The 15,006-nt window shown below is 71.3% G+C and carries 11 protein-coding genes; 8 read left to right on the top strand and 3 right to left on the bottom strand.

The window, feature by feature from the left end:
- Positions 1-6 precede the first annotated feature (6 nt).
- Positions 7-1,344 carry an STAS domain-containing protein gene (locus WMF14_RS36420; protein ID WP_437793743.1) on the bottom strand — a complete coding sequence of 446 codons (1,338 nt, stop codon included), beginning with the start codon at positions 1,342-1,344 and terminating at the stop codon, positions 7-9.
- Between the two features lie 471 nt (positions 1,345-1,815).
- Between WMF14_RS36420 and WMF14_RS36415 the strand changes: the two genes are divergently transcribed.
- Genes WMF14_RS36415 through WMF14_RS36405 form a run of 3 tightly spaced genes read left to right on the top strand, consistent with a single transcriptional unit; the run spans position 1,816 to position 3,964 of the window.
- Positions 1,816-2,601 (top strand): tetratricopeptide repeat protein, encoded by a 786-nt coding sequence (locus WMF14_RS36415; protein WP_437793740.1) that lies wholly within the window; start codon positions 1,816-1,818, stop codon positions 2,599-2,601.
- On the top strand, positions 2,601-3,539 hold the full coding sequence (locus WMF14_RS36410) for a glycoside hydrolase family 75 protein (RefSeq protein ID WP_437793738.1): 939 nt from the start codon (positions 2,601-2,603) through the stop codon (positions 3,537-3,539). Before WMF14_RS36415 ends, WMF14_RS36410 begins: the two co-directional genes overlap by 1 nt.
- A gap of 47 nt (positions 3,540-3,586) precedes the next feature.
- A complete protein-coding gene (locus tag WMF14_RS36405) occupies positions 3,587-3,964 on the top strand; it encodes a hypothetical protein (RefSeq protein ID WP_437793735.1) in 378 nt (125 codons plus the stop codon).
- Here WMF14_RS36405 and WMF14_RS36400 read toward each other — a convergent pair.
- Both WMF14_RS36400 and WMF14_RS36395 read right to left on the bottom strand, forming a co-directional pair.
- Positions 3,943-5,193, bottom strand: coding sequence for a hypothetical protein (locus WMF14_RS36400; protein ID WP_272095728.1), 1,251 nt, complete (start codon positions 5,191-5,193; stop codon positions 3,943-3,945). The genes WMF14_RS36405 and WMF14_RS36400 overlap by 22 nt on opposite strands.
- A gap of 185 nt (positions 5,194-5,378) precedes the next feature.
- A complete protein-coding gene (locus WMF14_RS36395; RefSeq protein ID WP_437793733.1) occupies positions 5,379-5,966 on the bottom strand; it encodes a hypothetical protein in 588 nt (195 codons plus the stop codon).
- 392 nt (positions 5,967-6,358) lie between these two features.
- Between WMF14_RS36395 and WMF14_RS36390 the strand changes: the two genes are divergently transcribed.
- The 5 genes from WMF14_RS36390 to WMF14_RS36370 are packed head-to-tail and all read left to right on the top strand — an operon-like array spanning position 6,359 to position 14,793.
- Positions 6,359-7,822 carry a formylglycine-generating enzyme family protein gene (locus WMF14_RS36390; protein WP_437793730.1) on the top strand — a complete coding sequence of 488 codons (1,464 nt, stop codon included), beginning with the start codon at positions 6,359-6,361 and terminating at the stop codon, positions 7,820-7,822.
- 29 nt (positions 7,823-7,851) lie between these two features.
- Positions 7,852-10,842 carry a glycosyltransferase gene (locus tag WMF14_RS36385; protein WP_437793727.1) on the top strand — a complete coding sequence of 997 codons (2,991 nt, stop codon included), beginning with the start codon at positions 7,852-7,854 and terminating at the stop codon, positions 10,840-10,842.
- 9 nt (positions 10,843-10,851) lie between these two features.
- A complete protein-coding gene (locus WMF14_RS36380) occupies positions 10,852-12,117 on the top strand; it encodes an AAA family ATPase (protein WP_437793724.1) in 1,266 nt (421 codons plus the stop codon).
- The gene (locus WMF14_RS36375) at positions 12,114-13,091 is read left to right on the top strand and encodes a hypothetical protein (protein ID WP_437793721.1); all 978 of its coding nucleotides are present in this window, start codon (positions 12,114-12,116) and stop codon (positions 13,089-13,091) included. The genes WMF14_RS36380 and WMF14_RS36375 overlap by 4 nt, the downstream gene beginning before the upstream one ends.
- A 25-nt stretch (positions 13,092-13,116) precedes the next feature.
- Positions 13,117-14,793 (top strand): DUF262 domain-containing protein, encoded by a 1,677-nt coding sequence (locus WMF14_RS36370; RefSeq protein WP_437793718.1) that lies wholly within the window; start codon positions 13,117-13,119, stop codon positions 14,791-14,793.
- Positions 14,794-15,006 lie beyond the last annotated feature (213 nt).

The raw sequence follows: 15,006 nt of genomic DNA, 5'->3' as shown, positions 1-15,006 counted from the left end.
GTCGGCTCAGCGGCTCGCCATTGCGAACGCGATCCCGCTCTGGAGGGAGCTCTTCACCGCGCAGCGGCCCATGTTCGCGCCGCGCTCGGCGAGGCGGTGGGCGACCTCGGGGCGGATCCCCGTGAGGACCACCTGCGTGCCCAGGAGGCCCGCGACCCGCACCGCCTCGAGCAGCGCCTCCATCGCCGGCGGATCGATCTTGTCGACGCCGGTCAGGTCGATGATGGCGATCCGCGTGCGGCGGTTCGCGATGCCGCGCGACAGCGCCTCGATCATGCGGCGCACCCGCCCGGCCTCGAGCGGGCCGATGAGCGGCACGACCACCACGTCGTCGCGGATGGGGATGAGCGGCATGGACAGCTTCGCCAGCGCGGCGTCCTGGGCCTTGATCACCTCCTCCTGCAGCCGCGCGCGCTCCTCCTCGGCGCGCTTGCGCTCCGTCATGTCGATGCCGGTCATGATGACGAACCGGACCCGCTCGTCCCTGCCGCGCAGGACGGCGCCCGACCACGCCGTCACCCGGCGGGCGCCGTCGGCAGCCGTCCATGGCACCTCCACCTGCTTCTTCGACCCGCCCGAGCCGAGCTGCTCGAAGAGGCCTTTGAGCTGCGCCGACGCGCGCGGATCCGGCGTGAGGTCCCAGAGGAACCGCGCCTCCCGGAGCCCCCGCGCGCTCCCCAGCGCCTGCTCGGCGGCGCTGTTCGTGCGGACGATGCGGCCCTGCGCGTCGAGCGCCACGATGAGGCCGTCGACGAGGTCCATGACGGCCGCCATGAAGTCCCGCTCCCTGCTCAGCATCTCCTGTCCGTGCTTGCGCTCGAAGATGCGGCCGAGCTGCCGCGCGATGCGGCCGATGGTCGCGGTGAACTTCCCGTCGTCCGCGTGCTCGGCGTCGGAGAAGAACTCCAGCACGGCCACGACGTCCGCGCCGACCACCACGGGGAAAGCGAACCCCGCCTTCACGCCCAGGTTCCTCGCGAGCCTGGCGCGCGGGAAATTGGCGTCCGTCGTGACGTTGCGCACCCACGCCGGCTGCTTCGAGGCGAGCACCCTCCCGGGAAGACCGAGCCCCGCGGTGAACTGTGTCGCCTCGGTGACAGCCTTGAACGTCGCGAACTTTGCTTCATCGTTCAGGTGCCAGAGCGCCGTGGGAAGGAGCAGAGACGGATCGTCCGCGGCCGGCACGTACGCATGCCCAACCGGCCAGCCGAGGTGATTGCAGATGTGCGTGATGGTGCGATGCAGCGCCTCTTCGACGCTCGCTGCCTCGTGGACGTCGACGGTGACCACCCGGAGCAGGTCCACGAGCGACCGCTCGTCCGTCAGGACATTGTCGAGCCTCAATCGAGCTCGCGCCGCTACTTCATCCGAGCGCTTGAGGGGGCAAGTCATGCATGAAGCCGTAACATGCGCCATGTATCGAATCCGTTTCGACGCGGCGTCGTCGCCGGTCCGCTCGTTTCGCTCGTTTCGCCCGCTTGCCATTGACCGGCGCGGCGCACGCGGTCCCGGGCCAGCGCCGCGGCGTCGCGGTGACGTCGCCGGGCGGGCGGCGGGCGCGCCGGGGATCCTGGGAGATCACGGCGCCGGTCATCGGAGTCGTCGCTGGACGGTGGCGCGCTCTTCCCCTTAAGGTGTCGACCCCCGCGGCGGCGAGGCGGCGTGCGCGGGAGCGCGGGCCGTGAAGCAGGCGACGGCCGCGGCGCCCTCCCCGGCTTCTGCTCCAGTCTCTGACCGCTCCTGACCGCTTCTGACGGCTTCTGACGGACAAGGATGATGATGCTCTCGAACTGTCTTCGCCGGTGTGCGTTCGTTGTGACGTTGCTGGCTGCCGTGCCGGCGCTCGGGGCGCCTCCGCCGGCCGGCGCCTCGGCCGAGGCGCAGCAGGCCGCCCGGACCAAGGCGCACGAGGGGCTCAAGCTGTACGGCGCGGACCGCTGGCAGGAGGCGTTCGACGTCTTCCAGGAGGCGGATCGCCTCTTTCATGCGCCGACGCTGGTGCTCTACATGGCGCGGTGCCAGCGCAAGCTCGGCCGCCTGGAGGCCGCGCGCGACCTGTACGAGCAGGTCCTCGGCGAGCCGCTCCCGGAGGATCCGCCGACCGCGTTCCTCGAGGCGCGGAAGGACGCCGAGACCGAGCTCGCGGGCGTGCGCGCCGCGCTGGAGGCGGCCGCGGTGAAGGCGCCGCCCCGCGCCGAGCCCGCGGCGCCGGCAGGCGCGGAGGCCGGCGGCTCGCTGGTCCCCGCCGGCGTCGCGTTCGGGCTCGGGGCGGTGGGCATCGGCGTCGGCGCCGTGACCGGCCTCATGTCGCTGTCGCAGGTCTCGGACATCAGGTCGGGCTGCGAGGGCCGGCGCTGCCCGGCCGAGCTCCAGGCCGACGCGGATGCGGCGGCCACGCTGGGCCATGTGTCCACCGTGAGCTTCATCGTGGGCGCGGCGGCGGCCGCGACGGGCGTCGTGCTGCTCGTGGTCCGGCCCGGCGGCGGCAGCGAGGCCGCGGGCGCGCCTGCGGCTGCGGGCGGGCCGCCGCGAGCGCCGCGCGGCGTGGTCTGGAGCGCCGGGGTGGGCCTCGGGCGGATCGAGCTCCAGGGGAAGTTCTGATGCGAACGCTGGCGCCGCGCGCGAGGAGGGGCTGGCGTGTCGGAGCGCTCGCGGCCCTGGCGCTCTCCGGCGGCAGCGCGTGCACGAGCATCTCCGGGATCGGCGATCTCGAGTTCGGCGTCGGCCAGGGCGGGGGAGGCACAGGCGCGGGCGGCGTCGGCCAGGGCGGCGCAGGCGGGAGCGGCGCAGGCGGCGGCAGCACGAGCGCGAGCGGCGCAAGCGAGGGAGGCGCTGGCGCCGGCGAGGGGGGCGCTGGCGAGGGAGGCACAGGCGGGGGAGGCCACGGGGGCAGCGGCGGCGGCGCCGGCGAGGGCGGCGCCGGCGGGGGTCAGCCGCCGGGTCCTCCGACGGCGGCGGAGCTGCTCGCGCTCACGGCGTCGTGCCGCCCGGCCTCGTCGGGAAGCTTCAGGAACGCGTTCGACGGCAGCGCGGAGCCCGGTATCCCCGTCTGCCAGCTGAACGGGGCGTACTTCTGGCAAGCCGGGATGGGGATCGACTGCGACGGTCTGTCCCACGAGTCCACCGAGTGCCCCTCGTCGACGGCTCACACGGCGCTGGCCGACGCGCAGGGAAACGCGCTCGACTCGGTCCATCTCCCGTTCGTCGTCGCCCCCAACAGCTGGCCCGCCGAATGCGACGCGGTGGCGTGGAACCACAGAGACGCCGGCGTCGAGCTGGGGGCCGTTGTGGCGGTCATCCGCGGCGACACGGTCGCCTATGGCATCCTCGGCGACACCGGGGAGTGCGATACGATCGGGATGGGCTCGTACGCGATGGCGCAGGCCGTGGGCATCGAGCGGCCGGGCGCCGGGGTGGCGAGCGGCGTCACCTACATCGCCTTCGCGGGGCCGCGGGCGGTCGTCGATCCCGTCGAGGACCACGCGAAGGCCGAGGAGCTGGGGATCCAGCTCGCGGCCCAGCTCCTCACGGCTCCCTGAGCTGGCGCCCAAAGCTCGCCCCTCCCCCATCGCTCACCAATGTTATCGTGGTCGTGGTCGTGGTCGTGGTCGTGGTCGCGGTCGTCGACGACACGATCGTGGACGTAAACGTTCTGCCGAAACCTTGGTCAACGAATGAAAGCGGCGACTTCCGGGTGACGTTCACGTTCACGACCGAGCCGTTGACGACCACGACCACGACCACGACGGCTTCGTGCCTTGAGCGCGACCGAACGGGCTTGGTTAACACCGATGACGGGCGTGGGAGGATCGCCTTCGGGCGTGGGAGGATCGTCTCCGGGAGCGGGAGGATCGCCCTCGGGCATGGGATGATCGCCTCCGGGAGCGGGAGGATCGCCGCGGAGCGGAGCAGGGCCGCCCCGCGGCGACTGTCATCGCGACGTCAGTCGCACGTCGCGGCCTGACAGGCCTCCATCTCCGCGCCGCACGCCGTGCCGATGCAGGTATTGCAGGCCTCGGCGTCCTGGCCGTCGCACGCCTCGATGCAGGCGCCGTTCCCTCCCGTCATCTGGCAAGCGAGCGCCGCCGAGAGCTGGGGGCCGACGCTCTCGCAGCTGTTCACCACGCAGCCGTAGGCCGCGGCGTCATCCTGGGCGCTGCCGAGGCACTCGAACGCCTGGGCGCACGTGGTCTGCCCGTCGCCGAACCACGTCGCGGCCTCCAGGCCCTCCTCTGTCCGGCAGTTCTCGTAGGCCGGGGAGCGCGGGAAGTACGGTCCGATCAGCATGCACATCTCGTCGCGGGTGGTCAGGCCCTGCGCGATGTTGCGATCCTCGACGTTGTTGAAGTCGCAGTGGTAGTCCAGGGACTCTCCCGCCTTGACCTCGAGGAAGGGCGAGAACTCCTTCGACGGGACCCCCTCCCACCTGTCGTGGGCATAGAGCTCCGTCATCGTGCCGTCGAGAGCGACCTTGTTCGCGGCATAGCCGACGCCGCGCCGGTGCATGTGCGACTGGATCCTCACGACAGAGATATCGTTCTCGGTGACACAACGCATCCGCGCCGTGGAGCTTCCGTGCGCCGGCACGCTGATGAAGGGGTTGTAATGGAAGAGCATGCCCGCCTCGACCTCCACCTCGTCGTCCGCGATCGTGTAGAGGTTGATGCGCGCGTCGGTCTCGATGGGGTTGGACGACGAGTTCAGGTAATGGGTGTTCATGAGGAGCACCGTGCCCGGCGGGACCTTGAGCGCCACGCCGTCCGGGAGATCGCCCAGGAAGGAGTTGCCGTCGGGCGACTGGGAGCCGGCGACCACGCCGTTGACCTCCCAGTCGGCCTGGGGGCCGTCGTTGCAGTCGTGGACCTGGGTCGCGTCCAGGGCGACGCCGCGGCGCGTCTCGGTCGGGATCGACGTGTAGGGCGTCGTGTACAGGAGCACGTGGTGGCTCCCGCCGGAGAACCGCACCACCTCCCGGTTGACGTTGAGCCCCTCCGGCGGCGCGACGAACAGCTGGCAGCGCTCGATCTCCTGCGCCGGCTGGAGCGTGGAGACCATCCGATACTGCACGCCGGTGCCCTCGGCCGGCGGCGCCAGGATCTCGTCCTCGGAGGGTTGAGGGGTGGGGCTCGAGGAAGAACAGCCGAAGAGCGCAGTTGCACCGAGGAGAGCGATGAGTGAGGTCGTTGTTCGCATGCGTTGATCCCTGCCGTGTGTTGATATCGCATCTCGCGCGCGCCCGTCGTGTCGCGCGCACATAACTCCCGGGGGCTCGCGGAGGGGCGCGCACCCAGGCAAATCGATCGACGCCGGCTGGTCCGCGCCGGCATGTCCGCGGCCGACCTCACCCCGCCGAGGGCGGAGTCGGACGCATCATGAAGTCATCTCCAGGATCGAGGGCGGCCGCGCCAGTTCGGCCGGTCCCGCGAGCCCCATCCCGGGGAGCGGCCGAGCGATGTGTCGATGGCGAGCCGCACATCGAGGCGAGCCAGCGTCGCCCCGATGCAATAGTGATTGTCGCCGCCAAAAGCAATGTCCTTGTCGGCGCCCCGCTGCAGATCAAACGCGACAGCGCGGGGGTAGACGATCGCACCGCTGGCCATGTCGGCACGTACGCTCAGCGCCGCGAAAAACTCCCCACCGTCCTCGCTGCCACCCGCAGCGGCGCGGGGCTCCTGCGGCGACTTGGCGGTTCCCTCATGCCGGCAGGACGGGGGAATCCCCCCACCACGCACATGTGAGTCTGTCGCGAGAGCAAGTACAGGCTGTGCTCGTTCCGCTGCTCGCTGCTCGCTGTTCAAGGCGAGCTGCGGGGCGTTCGCTGTGAGCGCCCACGCTGGACGATCGGTCATGAAGAGGCCATCGGGCAGCAAGGACACGACGTCCTCAGCGCCGGAGGACGAGCCACGCGCCCCGCGTCCGTTCGTATGCCATGGCACATCGAACGCCTCGGCCGACAGTGCGTACATCCTTTCGCTTCGCCGTGAGTTGTCGCCTGGTTGCGCTCGACCGCGGTTGCGTCCGGCGTCGAGCATCGTTGAATGCCATGCCGACGAGCGCCTGTCGAGCCTCGATCCAGGCCCCGATGGGGCACCCGGAGTGGCATTGACGGGCTGTTTTGTCGCTGTTTTCGCGTTGGTGCATGTCAGATCATGTGTTGAGTGAAGAACTGTAAAGACGTTTTGATAAGTGTGATGTCGCGAGCGTGGCGCAAGGCAGCGAGGTAGGGGCGCGCCGGCGCGCCCGCTCTTCCGGCGGGGCGAGGGCGATCCCGGCGTCCTCCGCCGTTCGGTCGCTTGCGCGCTTACGCCGCTCGCGTCGCTGCGCGCACCTCGGCCGCGCTCTCTGGTAGCGTGGGCCCGTGCAGCCTCGCGCCACCGCCTGCGGCCTCCCTCCTGCGATCGTCCTCGGGGCGGCCGTCGCCTTCCTCGCCCCGGCCTCGGCGCGGGCCGCGGACCCGGCCCCGGCCGTCGCGATCGACCTCGGCGGGGTGCAGCTCGAGCTCGTGCTGGTGAAGGCGGGGCGCTTCCGCCAGGGCTCGCCGCCCGCGGAGGCCGGGCGCGGCGACGATGAGGCGGTCCGGGACGTGACCCTCGGCCGCGACTTCTACCTGGGGAAGTTTCCGGTCACGGTCGGGCAGTACGCGCGCTTCGCCGCGGAGACCGGCTACCGCACGGAGGCCGAGGTCGGCGCCTCCGGCGGGTTCGGGTTCGACGGCAAGGGCCTCTCGCAGCGCAAGGAGTTCACCTGGAGGACTCCCGGCTTCCCGCAGACCGACGTGCACCCGGTGACGCTGGTGACCTTCAAGGACGCGGGCGAGTTCACCCGCTGGCTGACGCAGAAGACCGGCCGCGCCTTCGACCTGCCGACGGAGGCGCAATGGGAGTACGCCGACCGCGCGGGGACCCAGACGCGGTTCTATGCGGGGGACAACGACAGCGCCGCGGCCGCCATCGGGTGGTTCAAGGCCAACGCGGGGAGCGGGACGAGGCCTGTCGGGCAGAAGCAGCCGAACGCCTTCGGCCTGCACGACATGAGCGGCAATGTCTACGAGTGGTGTCGCGACTGGTACGGCCCCTATGCGCCCGGGCCGGCGGTCGACCCCGAGCAGACGGCGCCCCCGGCCGGCGACAAGCCCCGGCGCCTGCTGCGCGGCGGGTCGTGGCTCAAGGACGCGAGGCACCTGCGCGCCGCGGCGCGGTACCGCAACGACCCCGGCAGCCGCAACGCGGACAACGGCTTCCGCGTGGTCGCCGCGCTCTCGGCGAGCGCGCCTGCCGTCGCGCCCGGGCCGACCCCGCCGCCGGCGGCGACCGCGCAGGCGCCTCGCTCGAGCTCCTGGTCGACCGCGGCGATGGTGGGGTTCGTCGGCGGCGGCGTCGTCCTGGCCAGCGCCGTCGTCGGCCTCATCGGCCTGCTCGTGCACCGCGCGGTCGGCCGCAGGCCCATGGCCGGGGGGTCGCCCGGCGTGACGTTCCGGCCGCAGGGCGACGGCTTCTGGCTGCACGCGCCCCCGCACCTGCACGGGTCGGTGCTCCACTACCGCTGCCTCGTGAAGGGCGCGATGCGGCGCGCGTCGGTCCCGATCGAGCCGGGCCCGCGCGGGCAGTTCGTCTACACGGGCGGCGTCCCTTCCGCGGTGGAGGTGGAGCAGATCGGCGCGGCCGCGTGGGCAGCGCCGCGCGCGGCCGGGTGGGCCGCGGCGCCGTCCGCCGCGCCGCGCGCGGCCGTGGGCGCCGCGGGTCGACGCTCGAGGGACCGCATCTCGAGCGCGCCCGACGTGGCCGCCGCCGCGCCGTTCCGCGGCTATCCGTCGGCCTACTGAGCCGCGCCGCTCGATCGCGCATGTTTCGCATGTCCCGCATGCGCCGCCCGCTCTGCGCCGTCTTCGCCGAGGCGCCCGCGCACCGCGCCCGCGCCGGCCGCACGCTGCGCGCGCTCCGGCTCGCCGGGCTCGCGCCGGTCGACCTCACGGCGGCGCCGCTCGCGGCCGCGGCGGAGGAGCTCGCGGCGGGGCCGGTGTGGCTCGTGCGTGGGGGCGCCTGGCCTGCGCCCTCCGCCGCGCTCGAGCCGGAGCCGTTCCCGCCGCCGAGCGACACCGGGCTACCGCTCTGCGCGCTCGGCGCCGTCCTTGCGCCGATCGATCTGCCGGCGATCGTCCCTGCGCGCTCCGACGCCACGGCGTGGGCCGACGCCACGGCGTGGGCCGAGCTGCTGCGCGCCACGGGCGGCGAGCTGAGCCGCGCCGCGCGCGCCCGCCGCGCTCCGGGGCTACCCCGCGCGGCGAGCGTGTACCTCGACGGGGCGCTCGCCGCGGGCGTCGCGGCGCGGCTCCGCGCGGGCGAGCCGCTCGACGCCGCGCTCCAGGGCGAGCTCGGGGCGCGGCGGGCGCGCGTGGTGCGGCACGCGCCGCTCGACGTGTGCGACGACGCGGCGCCGCGGGTCGCGCAGGTGGTGACCAGCTTGCAGCAGGGGGGCGCCGAGCGGATCGCGATCGACCTCGCCAGGGAGCTGCTGCGGCGCGGCGTGCGCTCGCTCGTCTGTGCGGTGTACCGGCCGACCCGCGCCACGTTCGCCGCGCCGCCGGGCGCGCTGGATCTGTCCGATGCGCGCGGCGATCGGGAGGCGCGCTTCGACGCGCTCGCCCGCGGGCTCGCCGCGTGGGGCGCGGATCTCGCGCACGCGCACCTGCTCGACGCCGAGGATCTCGCGCGGCTGTCCGCGCGCGGGTTCCGGCCGCTCGTCACGGTGCACAACGTGGCTGCGGGCTGGCCGGCGGGCCTGGAGCGCCTCGCTCCGGACGACGCGGCGCTGCTCGTCGCGTGCGCGCGCGCGGTCGAGGCGGAGCTCGCGGAGCGCGCGCTGCCGATCCCGGCGCGCACGGTCTGGAACGGCATCGACCTCGCGCCTGCGGAGGCGGCGCGCCGGTCCGAGGCGGCGGAGGCGCACCGCGTCGGGTCGGCGGAGGCGGTGCGCCGGTCCGGGTCGGCGGAGGCCGCGGCGTGGCGGCGGCGCCTCGAGATCGCGCCGGACGACCTCGTGCTGCTCGCCGTGGCGAACCCGCGGCCGCAGAAGCGGCTGCACCTGCTGCCTGGAATCCTTGCGGCCACGCGAGCCGCGCTGGCGGCGGCCGGCGATCCGCGGGCGGCTCGGCTCGTCATCGCCGGGAGCGCCTCGCCCGGCAGCGAGCAGGCGCTGGCCGCGGAGGCGGAGATCCGACGCGAGGTCGACCGGCTCGGCCTGCGCGCCGAGGTGCGCTTCGCGGGGGCGGTCGGCGACGTCGCCGGCCTGCTCGCGGCGGCCGACGTCCTCGTGTCGCCGAGCGCCCACGAGGGGCTGAGCCTCGCGCACCTGGAGGCGCTCGCGGCGGGCCTCCCGGTCGTCGCGACCGGCGCCGGCGGCACCGCGGAGATCGCGGCCGAGACGCCGGCGATGGTCCACCTGCCGCTCGACGCCGCGCCCGAGCGGTTCGCCGGGGCGATCGTGGCCGCGGCGCGCGCCGGCGCCGCGGGCAATGCGCGCGACCCGTCGACAGGCGGCCGGGAGGTCGCGGCGGAGGCGCGCGCCGGCGTGGGGCCGCCGAGCGGCCGGGAGGTCGTGGCGCGGCACTTCAGCCTCGCGCGGATGGCCGAGGGCTACGCGCGGCTCTACCCGCGGGCGATCGCGCGGAACCGCGGCCTGCGCCGGGGCGACGGGCTGCTCCTCGTCACGAACAACTTCTCGATGGGCGGGGCCCAGTCGAGCGCGCGCCGGCTGCTGCTCGGCCTCGCGGCGGCCGGCGTGCGCGGCCGGGCGGCCGTGATCGAGGAGCAGCCGGAGTACCCGACGCCGGGGCGGCGCGCGCTCGAGGCCGCGGGCATCCCGGTGCTCGTGGTGCCTCCGCCGGCCGACATCGAGCCGGCCGAGGCGGTGGAGCGGCTGCTGCGCGCGATCGAGGAGGACCCGCCCGAGGCCGTGCTGATGTGGAACGTGATCGCCGAGCACAAGGTGCTCCTGGCCGACGGGCTGCTCGACGTCCCGCTCTTCGACGTCAGCCCGGGCGAGATGTACTTCGCCTCGCTGCGCCGGTATTTCGCGTCGCCGCGCCGCGGGCTGCCCTACCGCGCGCCGCGCGACTACGGCGCTCGCCTCGCCGGGGTGATCGTCAAGTACGGGGCCGAGGCGGCGCTCGCCGCCGAGGTGCTCGGGGCGCCGGCGCACGTCGTGCCGAACGGCGTCGCGCTCGGCCCGCGCCCGGTTGCGGCGCCGCGCTCGACGTCGCCCGATTCGCACGCGTCCGGCGGCGGGCGCGCGCTGCTCGCGATCGGGACAGCGGCGCGGATCCACCCGCACAAGAAGCTCGACGAGCTCCTCGCGGCGCTGCGCCTCGCGGCGCCGCGCTTGCCGCCGCACGTGCTGCGCATCGCGGGCGGCGTGGAGCGCGGCGCCGAGGCGCACGCCGAGGAGCTGCGGCGGATGGCGGCGGGGCTGCCGGTCGAGTGGGTCGGCGAGCTCGCCGACACGCGCGCGTTCCTGCGAGAGCTCGACGTGTTCGCGCTGATCGCCGAGCCCGCTGGGTGCCCGAACGCGTCGCTGGAGGCGATGGCCGAGGGGCTGCCGGTGGTGGCCACCGCGGTCGGCGGCATGTCCGAGCAGGTGGACGACGGCGTGACGGGCCGGCTGGTGCCCCCGGGCGACGCGGAGGCGCTCGCCGCGGCGCTCGCGGAGCTCGGCGCCGATCCGGCGCGGCGGGCGCGCATGGGGGCGGCGGGGTGGGAGCGCGCGCGGGAGCGGTTCTCGCTGGAGAGGATGGTCGCCGACTACGTGGGCGTGTGCCTGGGCGGACGGAAGGCGTCCCCGTGGTAAGGTCGCTGCGTGTCGCTCACCTCGTTCAGCGTCGAAGGCTACCGTTCGTTCGTCCGGCGCACGCTCGTGGAGCTGCGTCCGTTGACGCTCCTCTTCGGTTACAACAGCGCTGGCAAGAGCGCGCTCGTGCGGGCGCTGCCCCTCTTGTCCGCGTCGTCCGGCGGCGCGAACGTGGGCCCGCTGGCGCTCAAGGCCGAGGGCATGCGCGAGCCGACATACGCGGATATCGCGACGCGGCTCTCATCGCGCAACAGGCTCGTCTTCGGTCTGACCTGGGATGACGACGAGCAGCCGGTGCGTGCCATTGAGATCTCGCTGCGCGAGGACGACAAGCGACACCTGGTCAGCGAGTTCTTCGCCCGCGGCGCGGACGGTGCCGAGCTCCTCCATGCCATCGATGTTCCCGGAGAGCCGGGCCGGTACGAGATCACGGCTCCTGGTAGCCCGCTGCTGACCGTCACGCTCTCGTTCAAAGACCTCCGGCCTGTGCTCTCGGGCCCAGGCGCCGCATCTTCCGTTCCCGGTGATGTCCGAGTGGTGCTCGGCCAGTGCTGGCAGCGATTGGAGTCATTGCAGGAGTCGGTGCACTGGCTGGGCGCGGTACGCACAGCGCCCGAGCGTCGCGGTGTTTACCAGGGCGAGCCGGTGCGGCTCGGGAGCAGTGGTAAAGAGGCGGCGGCAAAGCTCGCCTATGACGCGCGCGGCAGGAAAATCATCCTGCCCCGCGTCTCGGCGGTGTTGCGCAAGATGTTCGGTCAAGCCATCGACGTTCGCGACAGCGGAGAAGAGTTCGCCATCGAGCTCGAGCCCGTCGAAGGGGCGCCGCTGCGGATCTCGATCGTCGATGTCGGCGAGGGGGTCAGTCAGGTCCTGCCGGTGCTCGTGCTTGGCGCGATGGCCGCCGTGGGCGATCTCCCCCCAGGCGCCGTTCTCGCCATTGAGCAGCCGGAGATGCACCTCCACCCGCGGGCTGAGCGGGCGCTGGCCGAGTTCTTCGGTGAGGTGATCAAGGCGCCGTCGCGCCCGAGGCTCTTGATCGAGACCCACTCAGAGAACCTGCTCCTCTTCGTGCAACTGCTGGTCGCACGAGGTGAGCTCAAGCCCGAGGATGTTTCCATCCTCTGGCTCGAGACCCTGGACAATGGTGAGTCCGACTGCCGGGCCATCGTCCTGGATGCTCGGGGGCGACCGAAAGACTGGCCAGCGGGGGTCTTCTCCGAGGACGTCAAGACGGCGCGCGAGCTCTTCCTGGCCCAGCGGAGTGTGCGGTCGTGATGGTGCTGATCGAAGCGGAGGTCTTCGCTGGAACCTCCACCGCGGATCTGATGGTGCTGCTCTGGCTCGGTGCGACCCGGCGGCACAGGATCGTCGTGCTCGACGACCAAGCACCGGCGTACACGGCCTGGCTCGCTGGACTGGACGAGGCGACGCGCGGCGACTGGGAACGCGTTGTCGGGGATGGTCTTCGTCTGAACGCGCTGGAGCCATCCTATCACGAGGTCTGGGTCACAGCGCACGGGCAGTCGACGTGGTCCTACCCGAGCCCAACGCTGACCTTCGGCGACGCCATCGATCTCCTCCAGCGTCCCTATCGACTCCTCGTGGAGAACGGCATCACAGACCGCGCCTTCCTCCTGAGCATGTGCGATCGCGCGACGCGTGAATTCCTGGAAGAGCGTATTTCCCGCGAGTGGATCGAGGCGGAGCACTGCGGCGGGCTCGGCGAGCTTGAGAAGAGGGTGAAGGAGATTCGGAGGCAGGTCGCTGCCCGGATGCGCTGCTCGGCGATTTTCGACAGCGATGCGATGCAGCCAGGAGAACCGAGCCCCAAGTCGCGCGCCATCCGGGACCTGTGCTATCCCGACGTGCACCACCACCAGCTCGAGCGACGGGCAATCGAAAACTATCTGCCACGTGCCGCGCTCGATCGGTGGTGCCAGTTGGCGCAGGGCCGAGCGCGGCTCGACCGCAGGGCGCAGGTGGAGGCGCTCTTCGCGCTCCGGGACGACCAGCGCGCACACTACAACATGAAGGAGGGCTTCGAGAAGGACCTGCCGAACGCCCATCGGGCAGGCGAGTTATTCGCTGCCATCTCTGGCGAGACGCGCCGGCTGCTGCGTTATGGATTGGATGTGCATATCGCCAATCTGTACCGAGATGATTACGTCCATTTTCACGATCTGGAGCGCGCGGCAGTCGTGGCTCGCGTGCAGAAATTTGCTCGGGAAATCGTCGAGCGGATCCGGTGAGGGAGTCATGCCCGTACGAGAGTCATTGGCCGGGTTCTACAGCGAACCGCAAATCCGATACCTGCCGCAGGTGCTTGAAGAGATCGGCAGTGGACAAATTGTAATCCCCAAGTTTCAGCGTCCGCTCGTGTGGCCCAAAGAGATGAGGCTTGCGCTGCTGGACAGCATTCTGGAAGGCATTCCGATCGGCACGGTCATGCTCTGGCGAACGCGCTCCGGCGAGATGTCCGTCAAAGACCGCCTTGGCCCGTTCTTCTTGCCCAACGCTGACAGGAACGCGCCTGTACGCCAATATCTGCTCGATGGGGAGCAAAGGCTCACGACGCTGTACTTCGCGCTCATCGGCGCCAGGCAGTCCGACGAAGACAGCGAAGAGACGGATGAACGTTCGGAAGCGTTTCAGGTCTACTACGATCTGCGCGCCAAAAAGTTTGTGACGCGAGAGGACCTTGGAACGGTGCTTCCACACCATCTCCCGCTCACCGACATGCTTCAGGGGTCGCGACTGGTCAAATTTCAGCGAAATCTGGTTGGCCAGAGGCGTATGGGAAAGAGGGGACACGAGCTATACGCCGACGCGGACGCCCTAGTGAGCCTGTCCGATGAGGTCGCCGACACTTTTCGTCAGTACAAATTCCCCACTGTCCCGGTCACGTCAGAGAGCATCGAGCTTGTCACGCGGACGTTCCAGCGCGTGAACAGCCAGCACGTAACGATGAGCGAAGTTCATATGGTGAACGCGCTCACATGGTCCTCGAGGTTCGATCTGCTCGATCGTCTGCAGGAGATGAAACAGGGATCTCTTGCCGAGTTCGGATGGGACGAGGTCGACGACCAGACTATTCTTCGCGTTTGCAAGATCGCGCTCGGAGTAGCCGTCTACGATGATGACTCTGAGGCTGTCGGTAAGGCGCTCAAAAGACAGCCTAACGTCCTGGGGGAGGTCGAGGCCCATCTGCGTCACGCCGCGCGATTCCTCAAATCGAAGTGTTTGATCAGGGCTCCGGCCCTGGTCCCTTACACTGCGCAGATCGTCCTCCTCGCGGCGGCGTTCCGAGAGCGGAATGAACCGGATGAGGACGTGCTCGAACGCCTTCGTGACTGGCTCTGGTTCACCACCTACACCGAGATGTTCCAGCGGCAGATGAGCGAGTCCCGGTTCTCGCAGCTCCTCGACGACGTTCGCGCTTTGGCCAGCGGCCAGATGCTCGCGCAGCCACACGGCAACGCGCCAACCAAGCGTCCGCTGCCGCGCTTCGACTTTCGTCACGCGCGCGCGCGTGGGGTGGCCTTGCTGATGGCCGAGTACAGACCGCGGGCTCCTTCCGCGCCCTCGGAAGAAGTGACGCGAGTGCATGGCAGCAGGCTCCTCGCGGAGTACCGGAACCGTGTGATGACACAGCTCATCACCTCGGCGCAGGCCAAGAGGCCGGCGGTCTCCGGAAGCCCCGGCGCACGCGTCTTGGTTCGCCCAGAATCCATTGGTACCCTGCGAAGGCTCCTCCAGTCGGACGAGCGACCGCCCAGCAAATTTCTCGCCAGCCACGTCATCAGCTACGACGCATACCAGGCGTTCCGTGATGGCGACTATGATAGGTTCGTCCAGCTGCGTGAGAGCCACCTCAACGGCCTGGAAGATGCGCGCTTCCAGAGCGTGCTCCGGCGCCTTTATCCCACGCTCGTCGAGCCATCGAGCGTATGATGGTAAGTCCTTGTTGCGGCACCCGGCAGATCGAGGGAAGTCGAGCAGCGGGCGCGCATGGGGGCGGCGGGGTGGGAGCGCGCGCGGGAGCGGTTCTCGCTGGAGAGGATGGTCGCCGATTACGTGGCCGTCTGCCTGGGCGGGCGGGACGCGCGGGCGACGTGAGATGAGCTTGAAGGGCGAATCTGCGGTGGCGAACCGCTGCGAGCCGTG

Source organism: Sorangium sp. So ce693 (assembly GCF_051521375.1).
GTDB lineage: Bacteria > Myxococcota_A > Polyangia > Polyangiales > Polyangiaceae > Sorangium > Sorangium atrum.
This window is presented reverse-complemented; position numbering and strand designations above follow the sequence as displayed.

What these genes read in the sequence shown, in the direction of transcription:
- WMF14_RS36410 (WP_437793738.1), top strand. Translation starts at nt 2,601, where the DNA reads ATGCGAACGCTGGCGCCGCGCGCGAGGAGGGGCTGGCGTGTCGGAGCG.
- WMF14_RS36400 (WP_272095728.1), bottom strand. Translation starts at nt 5,193, where the DNA reads ATGCGAACAACGACCTCACTCATCGCTCTCCTCGGTGCAACTGCGCTC.
- WMF14_RS36395 (WP_437793733.1), bottom strand. Translation starts at nt 5,966, where the DNA reads ATGTACGCACTGTCGGCCGAGGCGTTCGATGTGCCATGGCATACGAAC.
- WMF14_RS36385 (WP_437793727.1), top strand. Translation starts at nt 7,852, where the DNA reads ATGTCCCGCATGCGCCGCCCGCTCTGCGCCGTCTTCGCCGAGGCGCCC.